The organism is Pseudomonas sp. BW16M2 (assembly GCF_014268865.1).
GTDB lineage: Bacteria > Pseudomonadota > Gammaproteobacteria > Pseudomonadales > Pseudomonadaceae > Aquipseudomonas > Aquipseudomonas peradeniyensis.
In genome coordinates this window covers 22,074-38,339 of the sequence record NZ_JABWRI010000042.1, presented here as the reverse complement: position 1 = coordinate 38,339, position 16,266 = coordinate 22,074, and the positions used below count along the sequence as shown (strand labels likewise).

Sequence of the window (16,266 nt, the reverse complement as noted above, 5' to 3'; positions counted from 1 at the left end):
GGCTTACGGCGCCTGTTTGACAAGCCCAAGTATCGGCAGCGGAACGCTATCGAACGGCTATTTGGTTGGTTGAAGGAACACCGCCGCCTGGGTACACGCTATTGCAAGCTAGCGGAAAGCTTCGCTGCGATGGTTACGCTGGCTTGCTGGCGGCGGTGTATACGACACTACTTTTCGTACGCCCGCCGCCTGACACCAACTAAGTCGCAGGACAGCTCCGGGGATAGCAATGGGATGTCTACGTAGGTAAATGGGTTCCTGGCTGTCTTGCTCATGCCGATCCTCCTGTTTGAGGATTCATTTCTTCACATCCGACTGCCAGGGCGACTCAGCCAAGCCAGCAGTTAGCCTTCGAGGTGTTCACCGAGAGAGATGCAGCGCCTATAAGATCGAGCGCCGCCCGCGCGGCGCATCGCGGGACAAGCCCGCTACATCTGTTTCGGGCCAATCACTCCTGCACCATTACCTGGTCCGCCCTGTTTGCACGACGCGTTTTTTGCGTGGTCGCTGCAGCCGTCTCGCCTGACTTGAGGCATGCGCCAAGGCGGGCAGCCGCGACGGCACAGGCATAATTGGCCTGAAACGGATGTGGGAGCAGGCTTGTCCCGCGATGCGCCGCGCGGGCGGTGCTCGATCTTGAGAACGCTGCAAGGCTATCGCCATGCCCCTGCCTGCCCACATGCCATCAAAAGCCCCTCGCCCGCCCCTCCAAGAACGCCCTCCCGGACAATTCCCGACCCCAAAAACGCAAAAAACCCTGACAATGTCAGGGCTTCAAATATGGCGGAAGCGTAGAGATTCGAACTCTAGGATAGTTGCCCATCGACGGTTTTCAAGACCGTTGCCTTAAACCACTCGGCCACGCTTCCAGCTTGTTTTGCGGCGGCAATCATACCGTAATGTAACAAGCTGTCAAACTCTCTGTGTCGCGCCCTGCGACAGCTCTGATATGCTCTGCCTCATACGTTCCACTACCGCCGGTCCCGGACCGCGGTTTCACCCCAAAGGAGTGCGCCATGCGCGAACAGGATTACGCCGTCCAACACGGCCAGCAGGTCGAGCAGCAGGAGGTCAGCAAGGTCCTGCGCAACACGTACAGCCTGCTGGCCCTTACCCTCGCCTTCAGCGGCATCATGGCCCTCGTCGCCCAGCAGATGCGTGTCGGCTACCCGAACATCTTCGTGGTGCTGATCGGCTTCTACGGCCTGTTCTTCCTCACCAACAAGCTGCGTGACTCGGCCTGGGGCCTGGTGTCCACCTTCGCCCTCACCGGCTTCATGGGCTTCATCCTCGGCCCGATCCTCAACCGCTACCTGGGCATGGCCGGTGGCGCCGAAGTGGTCAGCTCGGCCTTCGCCATGACCGCCCTGGTGTTCGGCGGCCTGTCGGCCTACGTGCTGATCACCCGCAAGGACATGAGCTTCCTCAGCGGCTTCATCACCGCCGGCTTCTTCGTCCTGCTGGGTGCCGTGGTGGCCAGCTTCTTCTTCCAGATCAGCGGCCTGCAACTGGCGATCAGCGCTGGCTTCGTACTGTTCTCGTCGGTCTGCATCCTGTTCCAGACCAGCGCCATCATCCATGGCGGCGAGCGCAACTACATCATGGCCACCATCAGCCTGTACGTGTCGATCTACAACCTGTTCGTCAGCCTGCTGCAGCTGTTCGGCATCATGGGCCGCGACGACTGATCGAATCGGTCGACAGCGCCTCACAAAAAGCCCGCTTCGGCGGGCTTTTTCATGCCTGCTGAACAGCGGTAGCAAAGCCGACGAAGATTGACTTAAAAGTCAGCTTATTACCCCATTTCTCCGCGATTGTGCGGCCATCGTGCTTGCCTCTACCCCTATGGGCTTTCTGCCCGTAGAATGCGCTCCTTTTTTCTTCCGGGGCGGCATTTTCCCATGAGTTCACACGAACACGGCCCAGGCGCGGCGGCGCCTGCCAATGAACTGGTCCTTGGCCTCGAGGACAAGCCTCGCCTGCTGATCGGCCTGCTGGCGGCATTGCAGCACCTGCTGGCGATCATCGTGCCGATCGTCACGCCGGGCCTGCTGATCTGCCAGGCGCTGGGCGTGTCGGCGCGTGACACCAACCTGATCGTGTCGATGTCGCTGGTGATCTCGGGTATCGCCACCTTCGTCCAGTGCAAGCGCTTCGGGCCGTTCGGCGCCGGGCTGCTGATCGTCCAGGGCACCAGCTTCAACTTCGTCGGCCCGCTGATCGCCGGCGGCGCGCTGATGGTCAAGCAGGGCACGCCGGTCGAGAGCGTGATGGCGGCGATCTTCGGCGTGGTCATCGCCGGCTCGTTCGTGGAAATGGGCGTGTCGCGCATCCTGCCCTTCGTCAAACGCCTGATCACCCCGCTGGTGACCGGCATTGTCGTGCTGATGATCGGCCTGACCCTGATCAAGGTCGGCCTGATCAGCATGGGCGGCGGCTTTGGCGCCATGGCCAACGGCACCTTCGCCGATGGCGAGAACCTGCTGCTGTCGGGCGTGGTGCTGGCGATCATCGTCATCCTCAACCGCATTCCGGTGGTGTGGATGCGCAGCTGCGCCATCGTCATCGCCCTGGCCGTGGGCTATGCCCTGGCCGGCTACCTGGGCCGCCTGGACTTCACCGGCATGCACCAGGCCGCGCTGTTCCAGGTGCCGACGCCGCTGCACTTCGGCCTGGGCTTCTCCTGGTCGCTGTTCATCCCGATGCTGGTGATCTACCTGGTCACCTCGCTGGAAGCCATCGGTGACGTGACCGCCACCAGTAAGGTCTCGCGCCAGCCGGTGGAAGGCCCGGTATGGATGCAACGGATCAAGGGCGGGGTGCTGGTCAACGGTGCCAACTCGCTGCTGGCCGGTCTGTTCAACACCTTCCCCAGCTCGATCTTCGCCCAGAACAACGGCGTGATTCAGCTGACCGGCATCGCCAGCCGCCATATCGGCATCTGGATCGCCGTCATGCTGATCCTGCTGGGCCTGTTCCCCAGCGTCGCCGGGGTGATCCAGGCGGTGCCGGAGCCGGTGCTCGGCGGCGCGGCCATGGTGATGTTCGGCGCCGTGGCGGCCTCGGGCATCAATATCCTCGCCAGCACCCGCCTCGACCGCCGCGCCCTGCTGATCATCGCCGTGTCGCTGTCGCTGGGCCTGGGCGTGGCCCAGGTGCCGGAGTTCCTCGCGCACATGCCGGCGGCGCTGCGCAACGTGCTGGAGTCGGGCGTCGCCACCGGCGGTATCTGCGCCCTGCTGCTCAACTGGTTCCTGCCCGAGGGCAAGGAACAGGCCTGAGCCGCACCCGCCTGAGCACAAAGCCCGCGCCCACCAGCGCGGGCTTTTTGCTTTATCATGGCCGCATTCATTTGCACGAGCCTTCCATGAAATTCGCCATCGCGGTCTTTTCTCCGGCCCATGCGCCCTCCTCGCGCCGCGCCTTGCGCTTTGCCGAGGCGGTGCTGGCCGGCGGGCATGAAATCGCCCGATTGTTCTTCTACCAGGATGGGGTGCACAGCGCCTCGGCCAATATCGTCACGCCCCAGGACGAGCTGGACGTGGCCGCGCAGTGGCGCGCCTTCGTCAGCGACCACCGCCTGGACGCCGTGGTGTGCATCGCCGCGGCCCTGCGCCGGGGCGTGCTCGACGACACCGAGGCCAACCGCTACCAGCGTCCGGCGGTGAACCTGCCGATGCCGTGGGAGCTGTCCGGCCTGGGCCAGCTGCACGAAGCCGCGCAACTGGCCGACCGCCTGGTCTGCTTCGGAGGTGATTGAGATGGCCAAGTCCTTGCTGATCATCAGCCGCCAGGCGCCCTGGAGCGGCCCGTCCGCCCGCGAGGCGCTGGACATCGCCCTGGCCGGCGGCGCCTTCGATCTGCCGCTGGGCATGCTGTTCCTCGATGACGGCGTGTTCCAGCTCGCCGCCGCGCAGCATCCCGACGCCCTGCAGCAGAAGAACCTGACCGCCAACCTCCAGGCCCTGCCGATGTTCGGGGTCGAGGAGCTATTCGCCTGCGGCCACAGCCTGGCCCGTCGCGGGCTGGATGGCGACGCCCTGGCGCTGCCGGTCGAGGTGCTCGACGCTACCGCGCTGACCGCGCTGATTGCCCGTTTCGACCAAGTGGTGACGCTCTGATGACGACCCTGCATGTAATCGCCCACTCGCCCTTCGGCGACGAGCGCTTGGCCAGCTGCCTGCGCCTGCTGGGCCCGCAAGACGCGCTGCTGCTGTGCGGCGACGCCACCTACGCGCTCAAGGCCGGCAGCGAGCCGTTCGCCGCCCTGCAGGCCGCCAACCTCGGCGAGCGCCTGTTCGCCCTCGCCGAAGACCTGCAGGCCCGCGCCCTCGACAACCCGCTGGCCAAGGCCGTGGACTACGCCGCTTTCGTCGAGCTCTCCCTGCACCACGACAAGGTCAACAGCTGGCTATGAGTACCCTGACTGTCGGCGATCGCCACATCGCCCTGGACAAGGACGGCTTCCTGGTCGAGCTGCAGGACTGGTCCTACGAAGTCGCCGAGGCCCTCGCCACGCGTGAAAGCATCGCCCTGACCGCGGACCACTGGGAAATCCTCGAGCTGCTGCGCCAGTTCTACCAGGAGTACCAGCTGTCGCCAGCCACCCGCCCGTTGATCAAGTACACCGCGCTCAAGCTCGGTGCGGAAAAAGGCAACAGCCCGCACCTGAACCGCCTGTTCAATGGCACCCCCGCCAAACTCGCCGCCAAGCTGGCGGGCCTGCCCAAGCCGACCAACTGCATATGACCGAGCCACAGCTGAACGATGTACGCCCGCTGACCCTGGAAACCCCGGCCGAACACCCGTTCGCCGAATTCGTGCGCATCCTCGGCAAGGGCAAGCGCGGCGCCCGCGGCCTGACCCGCGAGGAGGCCCGCGCCGCCATGACCCTGCTGCTCGAAGGCAAGGTCGAGGACACCCAGCTGGGCGCCTTCCTGATGCTGCTGCGGCACAAGGAAGAAAGCGCCGAGGAACTGGCCGGCTTCACCGAGGCCCTGCGCGCCCACCTGCAGGGACCGCGCATCGCCGTCGACCTCGACTGGCCGAGCTACGCCGGCAAGAAGCGCCACCTGCCCTGGTACCTGCTGGCGGCCAAATGCCTGGCAGGCAATGGCGTGCGCATCCTGATGCACGGCGGTGGCGCCCATACGGCCGGGCGGCTGTACACTGAGCAACTGCTCGACCTGCTGGACATCCCGCTCTGCCGGGACTGGACGGCCGTGGAGCAGGCCCTGGACAGCCGCCGGCTGGCCTTCTTCCCCTTGCAGGACTGGGCGCCGCAACTGCAGCGCATGATCGACCTGCGCAACACCCTGGGCCTGCGCTCGCCCATCCATTCGCTGGCCCGGGTGCTCAACCCGCTTGCCGCCCGCTGCGGCCTGCAGAGCATCTTCCACCCCGGCTACCAGGCGGTGCACCGCGAAGCCAGCCGCCTGCTCGGCGATCATGCCGTGGTCATCAAGGGCGACGGTGGCGAGATCGAGGTCAACCCGGATGTCATCAGCCACCTGTACGGCACCTCGGCCGGCGAGGCCTGGGACGAGGAATGGCCGGCGCTCAGCGCCCAGCGCCATGTGAAGCCGGCCAGCCTGCAGCCCGAGCACCTGCTGGCGGTGTGGCGCGGCGAGGCGCAGGACAGCTACGGCGAACTGGCCGTGGTCGCGACCATGGCCCTGGCCCTGCGCGGGCTCGGCCAGGAGCGCGAGCAGGCGTTCAGCAATGCCCGCGCCTACTGGGCCGCCCGCAAATACATCGAATAAGCCGATAGGAATAGGGCAGTCTTTGCGCTATTTTTTCGAACGCTTTGCCCTAGACTGAGCGCCAACGACAAACGATTAGTTTTCGAGGAGCTCCGAGATGGGCCTTTTGATCGATGGCCGCTGGCATGACCAGTGGTACCAGAGCAGCAAGGACGGCGCCTTCCAGCGCGAGAACGCGCAGCGGCGCAACCCGCTGCCCGCCGCCGAGGCCGGCCGCTATCACCTGTATGTGTCGCTGGCCTGTCCGTGGGCGCACCGCACCCTGATTTTCCGCGCCATCAAGGGCCTGGAGCCGTTGATCGATGTCTCGGTGGTCAGTTGGCTGATGGGCGAGCACGGCTGGACCTTCGACCAGCAGCAAGGCTCCAGCGGCGATCAGCTGGATGCGCTGCAGTACCTGCACCAGCGCTACACCCAGGACGACCCGCACTACACCGGGCGCGTGACCGTGCCGGTGCTGTGGGACAAGCAGGAGAAACGCATCGTCAACAACGAGTCGGCCGAGATCATCCGCATCTTCAACAGCGCCTTCGACGACTTGACCGGCAATACCCTGGACCTCTACCCCGAGCCGCTGCGGGCGACCATCGATGCGCTCAACGAACGTATCTACCCGGCCGTGAACAACGGCGTGTACCGCGCCGGCTTCGCCACCTCGCAGGAAGCCTACGAGACTGCCTTCGACGAGGTGTTCAATGAGCTGGTTCATCTGGAAGGGCTGCTGGGTCGCCAGCGCTACCTGGCCGGCGAGTACCTGACCGAGGCCGATGTGCGCCTATTCACCACGCTGGTGCGTTTCGATGCGGTGTACCACGGGCACTTCAAGTGCAACCTGCGCCGCCTGAGCGACTACCCGAACCTGTCCAATTGGCTGCGCGAGCTGTACCAGTGGCCGGGGGTGGCGGGCACGGTGAACATGGAGCATATCCAGAAGCACTATTACATGAGCCACAAGACCATCAACCCGAACGGGATCGTGCCCAAGGGGCCGTTGCAGGACTTTGGTTTGCCGCATGATCGGGAGCGGTTGTCGGGCAGAGGGATCTGGCAGAGAAGATAAAGACCCAACGTGGGAGCGGGCTTGCCCCGCGATGGCGCCAGATCAGGCAACAATGTTGCCACCTCTGACGCCATCGCGGGGCAAGCCCGCTCCCACGTGGATCTACAACGTGCTCAGGCGTCTTGCGCCCCTTCAAACCACGCCAGCTTCTCGCGCAGCTGCACCACTTCCCCAACGATCACCAGGGTCGGCGCATGCACTTCATGCCGCGCCACCAGCTCCGGCAGGTCAGCCAGGGTACCGGTGAACACCCGCTGATTGCGCGTGGTCCCCTGCTGCACCAGGGCTGCCGGCGTGCTCGCCGCGCGCCCATGGCGGATCAACTCGGCACAGATGGTCGGCAACCCGACCAGCCCCATGTAGAACACCAGGGTCTGGGCCGGCGCCACCAGGTCATCCCAGGGCAGGTTGCTGGTACCGTCCTTCAGGTGACCGGTAACGAAACGCACCGACTGGGCATAATCGCGATGAGTCAGCGGAATCCCGCCATAGGCGGAACAACCACTGGCCGCGGTGATACCCGGCACCACCTGGAACGGGATACCCTCGTCAGCCAGCTCCTCGATCTCCTCGCCGCCACGGCCGAAGATGAACGGATCACCCCCCTTGAGCCGCAGCACGCGCTTGCCCTGGCGGGCCAGGTCGACCAGCAGGCGGTTGATCTTGTCCTGTGGCACGGCGTGGTCGGCGCGGCGCTTGCCGACATAGATGCGCTCGGCGTCACGCCGGCACATCTCGATGATGGCCGGGGCCACCAGGCGGTCGTACAGCACCACGTCGGCCTGCTGCATCAGGCGCAGGGCACGGAAGGTCAGCAGGTCCGGATCGCCCGGCCCCGCGCCCACCAAGTACACCTCGCCGCCCTGCTGCACCGGCGCGCCATCGACCATCGCCTGCAACAGGCGCTCGGCCTCGGCGCCCTGCCCCGCCAGCTGGCGCTCGGCGACCGGGCCCTGGAACACGCTCTCCCAGAAACCACGACGCTGGTTGACGTCCGGGTACAAGGCCTTGACCTTGTGCCGGAAACGCGCCGCCAGCCCGGCCAGTTCGCCGTAGGCGGACGGGATCCAGGCTTCCAGCTTGGCGCGGATCAAGCGCGCCAGCACCGGGGCGTCGCCACCGCTGGAGATCGCCACCACCAGGGGTGAGCGGTCGACGATGGCCGGGAAGATCACCGTGCACAGGGCCGGGGCATCCACCACGTTGACCGGCAGGCTGCGCGCCTGGGCCTCGGCCGAGACCTGGGCGTTGAGCGCGGAGTCGTCGGTGGCCGCGATCACCAGGCGGCAGCCCTCCAGGTCGCTCGCCTGGTAGCCACGCACCAGCACCTCGCCACCGCCGTCGCGGGCCAGCGCGGCCAGTTGGCCGTCGACCTCCGGCGCCACCACCCGCAGCGCGGCGCCAGCATCGGCCAGCAGGCGCGCCTTGCGCAAGGCGATCTCGCCGCCGCCGACGACCAGCACGCGGCCGCCCTGCAGCTTATGGAAAAGCGGCAGGTAGTCCATTCAGCGAATGACCTCGACGCCACCCATGTACGGCTTGAGCACCTCCGGCACGCGGATCGAACCGTCGGCCTGCTGGTAGTTCTCCAGCACCGCCACCAGGGTACGGCCAACGGCCAGGCCCGAACCGTTGAGGGTGTGCACCAGCTCCGGCTTGCCAGTTTCCGGGTTGCGCCAGCGGGCCTGCATGCGGCGCGCCTGGAAGTCGCCGCAGTTGGAGCAGGAGCTGATCTCGCGGTACTTGTCCTGGCTTGGGACCCACACTTCCAGGTCGTAGGTCTTCACCGCGCCGAAGCCCATGTCGCCGGTGCACAGCGCCAGCACGCGGTACGGCAGCTCCAGCAGCTGCAGCACGCGCTCGGCGTTGGCGGTCAGGCCTTCGAGGGCTTCCATGGATTTCGCTGGCTCGACGACCTGTACCATTTCGACCTTGTCGAACTGGTGCTGGCGGATCATGCCGCGGGTATCGCGGCCCGAGGCGCCGGCTTCACTGCGGAAGCATGGAGTGTGAGCTACCAGCTTCAGCGGCAGTTGCTTAGCGTCGAGGATCTCGCCGGCCACCAGGTTGGTCAGCGACACTTCGGCGGTCGGGATCAGGTAGAAGTCGGCCTCGCCTTCGCGGCTGATCTTGAACAGGTCTTCCTCGAACTTCGGCAGCTGGCCGGTGCCCTGCAGGGCCGGGGCCTGCACCAGGTACGGGGTGTAGTGTTCCTCGTAGCCGTGCTCGCCGGTGTGCAGGTTGATCATGAACTGCGCCAGGGCGCGGTGCAGGCGGGCAATCGGGCCGCGCAGCACGGCGAAGCGGGCGCCGGACAGCTTGGCCGCGGCCTCGAAGTCCAGGCCACCACTGACTTCGCCCAGGGCGACGTGGTCCTTGATCTCGAAATCGAAGGTGGTCGGGGTGCCCCAGCGGCGCACTTCGACGTTGTCGTCTTCGCTAGCGCCGACCGGCACGCTGGCGTCCGGCAGGTTGGGGATGGTCAGCAGGATACCGTCCAGCTCGGCCTGGATAGCGTCCAGCTCGGTCTTGCCGGCGGCCAGTTCATTGGCCATGCGCTCGACGTCGGCCATCAGCGGCGCGATGTCCTCGCCCTTGGCCTTGGCCTGGCCGATCGATTTGGAACGGGCGTTACGCTCGGCCTGCAGTTGCTCGGTGCGGGTCTGCACCGATTTGCGGCGCTCTTCCAGCGATTCGATGCGCGCGACATCCAGGCTGAAGCCACGGGTGGCCAGGCGGTCCGCCACTGCCTGAAGTTCAGTGCGTAACTGTTTGGAATCGAGCATGTCGTTCTCTCGTTATGTGTAGATGTTGGTTCAGAATCGGGTCAGAGACAGGCCGGCCCAGGTCGCGAGCAGGCCGCCTACCACGCTGATAATGGTATAGCCCAAGGCCAGCGGGACCTGCCCGCTTTCCATCAGGCGCACGGTATCGAGCGAGAAGGAGGAAAAAGTGGTCAGGCCGCCGAGAAAGCCGACGATCAGCCCGGCGCGCAGCTCGACCGGCGCCAGCGGCTTGTGCAGGAACAACCCGTAGAGCAGGCCGATCAGCAGGCAGCCGACCAGGTTGACCGCCAGCGTACCGGCATAGAAGTGCCGTGGCCAGTGGGCCGCGACCCAGTTGGCGGTGGCGAAGCGCAGCAGCGTGCCGGCAATCCCGCCGGCGCTGACCGCAGCGATAAGTGCGATCACGGTTTTCTCCGCTGCCGGGGGCTGTTGCGGTCCAGCTCGGCCAGGTGCTTGAGCTTCTCGCCGATCTTCAGCTCAAGCCCCCTCGGCACCGGCTGATAGTACTGGCGCGGCTCGAGCTGTTCGGGGAAATAGTCCTCACCGGCGGCGTAGGCGTCCGGCTCGTCGTGGGCATAGCGGTACTCCTCGCCATAGCCCAGTTGCTTCATCAGCTTGGTCGGCGCGTTGCGCAGGTGCAGCGGCACTTCCAGCGAACCGTGCTCGGCGGCCTCGCGCATGGCCGCCTTGAAGCCCATGTACACCGCGTTGCTCTTCGGCGCGCAGGCAATGTAGGTGATGGCCTGGGCCACCGCCAGCTCGCCTTCGGGGCTGCCCAGGCGCTCCTGCACGTCCCACGCCGCCAGGCACAGGCTCAGGGCGCGGGGGTCGGCATTGCCGATGTCCTCGCTGGCCATGCGCACCACCCGGCGGGCGATGTACAGCGGGTCGCAGCCGCCGTCGAGCATGCGCGCGTACCAGTACAGCGCGCCGTCCGGATTGGAGCCGCGCACCGATTTGTGTAGCGCGGAAATCTGGTCGTAGAAGGCCTCGCCGCCCTTGTCGAAACGCCGGCGGCTGTCGCCGAGCAGGCTCTGCAGCAGCTCGATGCCGATCTCGCCGCCGTCTTCGGCCAGGTCCGAGGCATTCTCGAGGAAGTTGAGCATGCGCCGGCCATCGCCGTCGGCGGCGGCCATGAGCATCTTGAACGCCTCATCCCCAACCCGCAGGCTGCGCTTGCCCAGGCCGCGCTCCTCGCTCAGGGCGCGATCGACCAGCTTGCGCAACGCGGCCTCGTCCAGGCTCTTGAGCACGTAGACCCGCGCCCGCGACAGCAGCGCGTTGTTCAGCTCGAACGACGGGTTCTCGGTGGTGGCGCCGATGAAGATCAGCGTGCCGTCCTCCACGTAGGGCAGGAAGGCGTCCTGTTGCGACTTGTTGAAGCGGTGCACCTCGTCGACGAACAGGATGGTGCGCCGGCCATACTGGCCGGCCTGCTGCTTCGCCACCTCGACCGCCTGGCGGATCTCCTTGACCCCGGCCAGCACCGCCGACACCGTTTCGAAGTGGGCGTCGCAGAACTGCGCCAGCAGCCGCGCCAGGGTGGTCTTGCCCACCCCTGGCGGCCCCCAGAAGATCATCGAGTGCAGCGCACCCTGCTCCAGCGCCTCGCGCAGCGGCTTGCCACGCGCCAGCAGGTGCTCCTGGCCGACGTACTCGTCCAGGTTGGACGGACGCAGGCGTGCGGCCAGGGGCTGGGCGACGGGTTCGCTTCGAAACAGGTCCATCACAGGCTCCGCTTACTCCTTGATGACGTCAGCGCCCTTGGGGATGTCGAACTGGAACTTGCTGTCCGGCACCGCCTGGTTGGCCTTGACGCCATTGAACAGGATGTTGGTGCGCTGGCCGACGCTGTCGATCAGCTGCATGTCATTGATCAGGCCCCTGCGGAACGACACGCGCAGCGAGTCGAACAGGGTGTCCTTGGTCTTGGGCTTCAAGGTGAAGTCCATCACTTCGCCCTGTTCCTTGGAGGTGATGTCGAAGCTCTGGCTGATCTTCGACACATCGCCGGACAGCAGCAGCGCCGGGGTCTGGTTCAGGCGCACGTCGAGCTTCTTGATGGTCGCCTGCTCGAGGTCCGGGTCCCACAGGGTGACGTTCTTGCCGTCGGACACCACTACCTGCTCCTGCGGCGCGTCAGTGTGCCAGTAGAACAGGCCCGGGCGCTTGACGGTCATCTTGCCATTGGTCTCCTGCAGGCTGGTGCCGCCGGCATCCAGGGTCAGCTGGGAGAAATTGGCTTCGATGGTCTGCGACTTTTCCAGCAATTGCGTCAGGCGCTGGACGTCCTGTTCGCCGGCCTGGGCCGACAGGCTGGCCGTAGCCAGGGCAGAAACCAACAGCATGCGAATCGCGCGCATGGAAATCCTCATTGCACAGTGAAGGGGCCGGACGCCGTCAATGGCGCCCGGCAGATTGTTCATCAGTCGCGCGGGCCGCCCGGGGCAATCACTTCCCGCGAGCCGTTGCTGTTCATCGGAGTGACCACGCCGGCCATTTCCATCGACTCGATCATCCGCGCGGCGCGGTTGTAGCCGATCTTGAGCTTGCGCTGCACCGCCGAGATCGACGCCCGGCGGCTTTCCAGCACGAACTGCACGGCTTCGTCGTAGAGCGCGTCGGCTTCCGGGTCGTCGCCATCGCCGCCGCCACCACCGCCACCGTCGAAGCCGCTGCCGGCCTCTTCGACGCCGTTGAGGATATCGTCGTTGTAGTCCGGCGCGCCGCGCAGCTTCCAGGCCTCGACCGTGCGATGCACCTCGTCGTCGGAAACGAACGCGCCATGCACGCGGATCGGCAGGCTGGTGCCCGGCGGCATGTAGAGCATGTCACCGTGGCCGAGCAGCTGTTCGGCGCCACCCTGGTCGATGATGGTCCGCGAGTCGATCTTGCTCGACACCTGGAACGCCATGCGGGTCGGGATGTTGGCCTTGATCAGGCCAGTGATCACGTCCACCGACGGGCGCTGGGTGGCCAGGATCAGGTGGATACCGGCGGCACGGGCCTTCTGGGCGATACGGGCGATCAGCTCTTCGACCTTCTTGCCGACGATCATCATCATGTCGGCGAATTCGTCGACCACCACCACGATGGTCGGCAGGGTCTTCAGCGCTGGCGGCTCGTCGTCCATGCTCTCGCGACGGTACAGCGGGTCGTGGATGATCTCGCCGGCTTCCTGGGCGTCCTTGATCTTGCGGTTGAAGCCCGCCAGGTTGCGCACGCCCATGGCCGCCATCAGCTTGTAGCGGCGCTCCATCTCGGCGACGCTCCAGCGCAGGGCGTTGGCGGCGTCCTTCATGTCGGTGACCACCGGGCACAGCAGGTGCGGGATGCCTTCGTAGATCGACAGTTCGAGCATCTTCGGGTCGATCATGATCAACCGCGCGTCTTCCGGGCCCGACTTGAACAGGATCGACAGGATCATCGCGTTCACGCCCACCGACTTACCGGAACCGGTGGTACCGGCCACCAGCAGGTGCGGCATCTTGGCCAGGTCGGTGATCACCGGCTTGCCGCCGATGTCGTGGCCCAGGGCCAGGGTGACCGGCGACTTGTTCTCGTCGAACTGCGGCGACGACAGCACCTCGGAGAAGCGCACCATCTGGCGGTTCTCGTTGGGGATCTCGATACCCACGGTGGTCTTGCCGGGAATGACCTCGACCACGCGCACGCTGGTCACCGCCAGCGAGCGCGCCAGGTCCTTGGCCAGGTTGGCGATACGGCTGACCTTGACGCCTGCGGCAGGCTGGATCTCGTAGCGGGTGATCACAGGGCCTGGGTGGATCGAGTCGACCGCGACTTCCACGCCGAATTCCTTGAGCTTGATCTCCAGCAACTGGCCGACGCCGGCCAGGGACTCCGGCGAGTATTCGATCTTTTTCTGCTCGGCCGGGTCGAGGATGGAAATCGACGGCAAGGTGCCTTCCACGGCGCTGTCGATGAACAGCGGTGCTTGTTTTTCCTTCATGACCCGCTTGCTCGGCTCCGGCGCCTTGTCCGCGGTTGGCGGGATGATCACCGGGGCGGCGGGCTGCGGGCGAGCTACCACGGTTTCGCGCGGCGCGACCGGGCGGGCCGGCGGCTCTTCGCGCATCACCACGGGCTCGGCGCGTTCACGCGGCTGCGGCTTGGCCGGCTCACGCTTGTCGCCCTTGCCGCCCAGGTCGAAGACCGGGTCGTCGACTTCACGCAGTTGGGCTTCCAGGCGCTTGCGTTCGTTGCGCGCCTCCCACCAGCGGTTGGCGGCGCCCTGCACCAGCTCGAACAGGTCGAGGGTGATCTTGCCGGTGAGGTCCATCACCTTGAACCACGAAAGGTCAGTGAACACCGTCAGGCCGAACAGGAACAGGGCGATGAACATCAGCGTGCTGCCCTGCACGTTCAGCAGGTTGCGTGCCAGGTCGCCGAGGCTCTCGCCCAGGGCGCCACCAGCGGAGAACGGCATGCTCGCCGGCGGGTGGAAGTGAATATGCGCCAGCGCCGCGCCCGACAGCACCAGGAACACCAGACCGATCAGGCGCCAGGAGAACAGCCAGCCGCTCCACTGCCAGGGCTGGTGGCGCTCGCGGAAGATCTGCCAGGTCTTGATCGCCAGCAGCAGCGGGAAGATATAGGCGAAATAGCCGAGCACCATGAACAGGATGTCGGCGAAATAGGCCCCGGCGCGGCCAGCGGCGTTCTGCACCTGCTCGGCGTTGCTGGTGTGGCTGAAGCCCGGGTCGGCGGTGTCGTAGGTGACCAATGCCATCCACAGGTACAGGCACAGCGCGCCGACGGCGATCAGCGCACCTTCCTTCAGGCGGTAGTGCAGCTGTTGCCGCCACAGGGGCACTGGCAAGGGGGCTGGAGTTGCGGTGGATTTCTTCAAAACGCGTCTATTCCTGCGCGTGCTGCGCGTCCAATAGTGATTGGCCGGTCACTGGCCAATGAACCACTACTTTTAACATTACTGCCCGCCAGCCGCCATGGCGGCACGCCCTGTGGGGCGTGAACGGGGGCTACTTTCATATAGCTGCAATTTGAGCATGCATTTTCTTTTGTGACAAAGGCTTATGCTGTGTTTTTGCACAGGTGTGACAGCAAAAGCGCCAGATGGTGCCTGGAGCCGCCAAAGCCAGACGTAATTTGTCGACCTGGCAAGGCGTTGACCTCACTTGCAAGCCACGCCATGCTGCCCTCTCCCCTCCCCCGCCGCTCAAGAACCCCATGCTCACCTGGCTCACCCGCGACTCGTTGACCTTCCCGCCCCTGGAAAAGGCCCTGCACGATCCCAACGGCCTGCTCGCCGCAGGCGGCGACCTGACCCCGGACCGCCTGGTCGCGGCCTATCGCCATGGCTGCTTCCCCTGGTACCAGGACGGCCAGCCGATCCTCTGGTGGTCGCCCGACCCACGCACCGTGTTGTTCCCGGACGAACTGCACGTTTCGCGCTCGCTGGCCAAGCTGATCCGCCAGGGCCGCTACCAGGTGAGCTTCGACAGCGACTTCGCAGCGGTGATCGCCGCCTGCGCCGCGCCACGGGACTATGCCGACGGCACCTGGATCACCGACAACATGCGCGCCGCCTACTGCGAGCTGCACCGCCGCGGCATCGCCCATTCGGTGGAGGTGCGCCGCGACGGCGAGCTGGTCGGCGGCCTGTACGGCCTGGCCATGGGCCGACTGTTCTTCGGCGAGTCGATGTTCAGCCGCGCCGACAACGCCTCCAAGGTGGGCTTCGTGACCCTGGTCGAGCACCTCAGGCAGGCCGGTTTCGTGCTCATCGACTGCCAGATGCCCACCGACCACCTGCACAGCCTGGGCGCCCGCGCCATCAGCCGGGCCGACTTCGCCAGCCATCTGGCGCAGTACCTGGACCAGCCCAGCGGCGCCCGCTGGGTTGCCTAGGCGAGTTCCCGGAGCTGGCTTACACTTAGAGACAACGTCTCACCTAAGGGGTTGATCATGACAGAGCTGGCGCGGTTGAAGTTCTATGCCACTCAACCCCACTCCTGCAGCTACCTGCCGGATGAGCAGGCGACCACGCTGTTTCTCGACCCGAGCCAGCCGATGGACGTGCACGTCTACGCCGACCTGTCGGAAATGGGCTTTCGCCGCAGCGGCGATCACCTCTATCGCCCGCATTGCCAGCAATGCAACGCCTGCGTGCCGGCGCGCATCCCGGCGGCGCGCTTCATTCCCAACCGCCAGCAGCGCCGAATCCTCAAGCGCAATGCCGACCTGACCGTCACTGCCGCCCGCCCGTCCTTCAAGGAAGAATACTTCGACCTGTACCGGCGCTATATCGAGCAGCGCCACGCCGACGGCGACATGTACCCGCCCAGCCGCGACCAGTTCTCCACCTTCCTGGTCCGCGACCTGCCGTTCTGCTGGTTCTACGAGTTCCGCCTGGAGGGCCGGCTGCTGGCCGTGGCGGTGTGCGACCTGCTGCCCAACGGGCTGTCGGCGGTGTACACCTTCTACGAGCCCGACGAGGAGCGCCGCAGCCTGGGGCGCTACGCCATCCTCTGGCAGATCACCGAAGCCCTGCGCCAGGACCTCGAGGCGGTGTACCTCGGCTACTGGATCAAGAACTGCAAGAAGATGAACTACAAGACCCAGTATCGCCCCATCGAACTGCTGATCAACCAGCGCTGGGTCACCCTCAACTGAAAGG

Annotated in this window: 17 protein-coding genes and 1 tRNA gene; 11 read left to right on the top strand and 7 right to left on the bottom strand. The window is 65.7% G+C overall.

All coding sequences use genetic code 11. The features are described from left to right. On the top strand, positions 1 to 246 hold a 246-nt coding region (locus HU735_RS25210), incomplete at its 5' end, for a transposase (protein ID WP_238349897.1). Between the two features lie 535 nt (positions 247 to 781). Here HU735_RS25210 and HU735_RS25205 read toward each other — a convergent pair. Further along, a tRNA-Ser gene (locus HU735_RS25205) sits at positions 782 to 869 on the bottom strand. Positions 870 to 1,016: 147 nt separating this feature from the next. Between HU735_RS25205 and HU735_RS25200 the strand changes: the two genes are divergently transcribed. The 8 genes from HU735_RS25200 to HU735_RS25165 all read left to right on the top strand — a co-directional run bounded on the left by HU735_RS25200 (position 1,017) and on the right by HU735_RS25165 (position 6,822). After that, positions 1,017 to 1,688 carry a Bax inhibitor-1/YccA family protein gene (locus HU735_RS25200; RefSeq protein WP_186716117.1) on the top strand — a complete coding sequence of 224 codons (672 nt, stop codon included), beginning with the start codon at positions 1,017 to 1,019 and terminating at the stop codon, positions 1,686 to 1,688. 213 nt (positions 1,689 to 1,901) lie between these two features. Then, entirely contained in the window at positions 1,902 to 3,281 is a 1,380-nt protein-coding gene (locus HU735_RS25195; RefSeq protein WP_110733680.1) for a uracil-xanthine permease family protein, read from the top strand. Between the two features lie 86 nt (positions 3,282 to 3,367). Beyond that, the gene (gene tusD / locus HU735_RS25190; protein ID WP_028692375.1) at positions 3,368 to 3,760 is read left to right on the top strand and encodes a sulfurtransferase complex subunit TusD; all 393 of its coding nucleotides are present in this window, start codon (positions 3,368 to 3,370) and stop codon (positions 3,758 to 3,760) included. Position 3,761: 1 nt separating this feature from the next. Next, entirely contained in the window at positions 3,762 to 4,121 is a 360-nt protein-coding gene (tusC, locus tag HU735_RS25185) for a sulfurtransferase complex subunit TusC (protein WP_186716115.1), read from the top strand. Then, entirely contained in the window at positions 4,121 to 4,417 is a 297-nt protein-coding gene (gene tusB, locus HU735_RS25180) for a sulfurtransferase complex subunit TusB (protein ID WP_096048157.1), read from the top strand. Before tusC ends, tusB begins: the two co-directional genes overlap by 1 nt. Beyond that, positions 4,414 to 4,749, top strand: coding sequence for a TusE/DsrC/DsvC family sulfur relay protein (locus tag HU735_RS25175; RefSeq protein WP_186716113.1), 336 nt, complete (start codon positions 4,414 to 4,416; stop codon positions 4,747 to 4,749). Before tusB ends, HU735_RS25175 begins: the two co-directional genes overlap by 4 nt. A gap of 29 nt (positions 4,750 to 4,778) precedes the next feature. Beyond that, positions 4,779 to 5,762, top strand: a complete 984-nt coding sequence (locus HU735_RS25170; protein ID WP_186716119.1) for a glycosyl transferase family protein — start codon at positions 4,779 to 4,781, stop codon at positions 5,760 to 5,762. Between the two features lie 97 nt (positions 5,763 to 5,859). Further along, a complete protein-coding gene (locus HU735_RS25165; RefSeq protein WP_186716111.1) occupies positions 5,860 to 6,822 on the top strand; it encodes a glutathione S-transferase family protein in 963 nt (320 codons plus the stop codon). A 113-nt stretch (positions 6,823 to 6,935) separates the two neighbouring features. Here the strand turns inward: HU735_RS25165 and cysG are convergent, their stop codons facing one another. The 6 genes from cysG to HU735_RS25135 form a co-directional block, all read right to left on the bottom strand. After that, a complete protein-coding gene (gene cysG, locus HU735_RS25160; protein WP_186716108.1) occupies positions 6,936 to 8,327 on the bottom strand; it encodes a siroheme synthase CysG in 1,392 nt (463 codons plus the stop codon). After that, positions 8,328 to 9,608: a serine--tRNA ligase gene (serS, locus tag HU735_RS25155; protein WP_186716107.1), complete on the bottom strand. Its 1,281-nt coding sequence runs from the start codon at positions 9,606 to 9,608 to the stop codon at positions 8,328 to 8,330. Positions 9,609 to 9,638: 30 nt separating this feature from the next. Further along, positions 9,639 to 10,013, bottom strand: a complete 375-nt coding sequence (gene crcB / locus HU735_RS25150) for a fluoride efflux transporter CrcB (RefSeq protein WP_028692383.1) — start codon at positions 10,011 to 10,013, stop codon at positions 9,639 to 9,641. Next, complete coding sequence (locus tag HU735_RS25145; protein ID WP_186716105.1) at positions 10,010 to 11,335, bottom strand: replication-associated recombination protein A; 1,326 nt, start codon at positions 11,333 to 11,335, stop codon at positions 10,010 to 10,012. The genes crcB and HU735_RS25145 overlap by 4 nt, the downstream gene beginning before the upstream one ends. 12 nt (positions 11,336 to 11,347) lie before the next feature. Continuing rightward, positions 11,348 to 11,971: an outer membrane lipoprotein chaperone LolA gene (gene lolA / locus HU735_RS25140; protein ID WP_028692385.1), complete on the bottom strand. Its 624-nt coding sequence runs from the start codon at positions 11,969 to 11,971 to the stop codon at positions 11,348 to 11,350. Between the two features lie 62 nt (positions 11,972 to 12,033). Further along, positions 12,034 to 14,478 carry a DNA translocase FtsK gene (locus HU735_RS25135; RefSeq protein ID WP_186716104.1) on the bottom strand — a complete coding sequence of 815 codons (2,445 nt, stop codon included), beginning with the start codon at positions 14,476 to 14,478 and terminating at the stop codon, positions 12,034 to 12,036. A 338-nt stretch (positions 14,479 to 14,816) separates the two neighbouring features. Here HU735_RS25135 and aat point away from each other — a divergent pair, with 338 nt between their 5' ends. Both aat and HU735_RS25125 read left to right on the top strand, forming a co-directional pair. After that, positions 14,817 to 15,497 (top strand): leucyl/phenylalanyl-tRNA--protein transferase, encoded by a 681-nt coding sequence (gene aat / locus HU735_RS25130; RefSeq protein ID WP_186716102.1) that lies wholly within the window; start codon positions 14,817 to 14,819, stop codon positions 15,495 to 15,497. A gap of 57 nt (positions 15,498 to 15,554) precedes the next feature. Beyond that, entirely contained in the window at positions 15,555 to 16,262 is a 708-nt protein-coding gene (locus tag HU735_RS25125; protein WP_028692388.1) for an arginyltransferase, read from the top strand. Positions 16,263 to 16,266: the final 4 nt, after the last annotated feature.

Coding starts and splice junctions, on each gene's coding strand:
- HU735_RS25200 (WP_186716117.1), top strand. CDS start 1,017: ATGCGCGAACAGGATTACGCCGTCCAACACGGCCAGCAGGTCGAGCAG.
- HU735_RS25195 (WP_110733680.1), top strand. CDS start 1,902: ATGAGTTCACACGAACACGGCCCAGGCGCGGCGGCGCCTGCCAATGAA.
- tusD (WP_028692375.1), top strand. CDS start 3,368: ATGAAATTCGCCATCGCGGTCTTTTCTCCGGCCCATGCGCCCTCCTCG.
- tusC (WP_186716115.1), top strand. CDS start 3,762: ATGGCCAAGTCCTTGCTGATCATCAGCCGCCAGGCGCCCTGGAGCGGC.
- tusB (WP_096048157.1), top strand. CDS start 4,121: ATGACGACCCTGCATGTAATCGCCCACTCGCCCTTCGGCGACGAGCGC.
- HU735_RS25175 (WP_186716113.1), top strand. CDS start 4,414: ATGAGTACCCTGACTGTCGGCGATCGCCACATCGCCCTGGACAAGGAC.
- HU735_RS25165 (WP_186716111.1), top strand. CDS start 5,860: ATGGGCCTTTTGATCGATGGCCGCTGGCATGACCAGTGGTACCAGAGC.
- cysG (WP_186716108.1), bottom strand. CDS start 8,327: ATGGACTACCTGCCGCTTTTCCATAAGCTGCAGGGCGGCCGCGTGCTG.
- serS (WP_186716107.1), bottom strand. CDS start 9,608: ATGCTCGATTCCAAACAGTTACGCACTGAACTTCAGGCAGTGGCGGAC.
- HU735_RS25145 (WP_186716105.1), bottom strand. CDS start 11,335: ATGGACCTGTTTCGAAGCGAACCCGTCGCCCAGCCCCTGGCCGCACGC.
- lolA (WP_028692385.1), bottom strand. CDS start 11,971: ATGCGCGCGATTCGCATGCTGTTGGTTTCTGCCCTGGCTACGGCCAGC.
- aat (WP_186716102.1), top strand. CDS start 14,817: ATGCTCACCTGGCTCACCCGCGACTCGTTGACCTTCCCGCCCCTGGAA.
- HU735_RS25125 (WP_028692388.1), top strand. CDS start 15,555: ATGACAGAGCTGGCGCGGTTGAAGTTCTATGCCACTCAACCCCACTCC.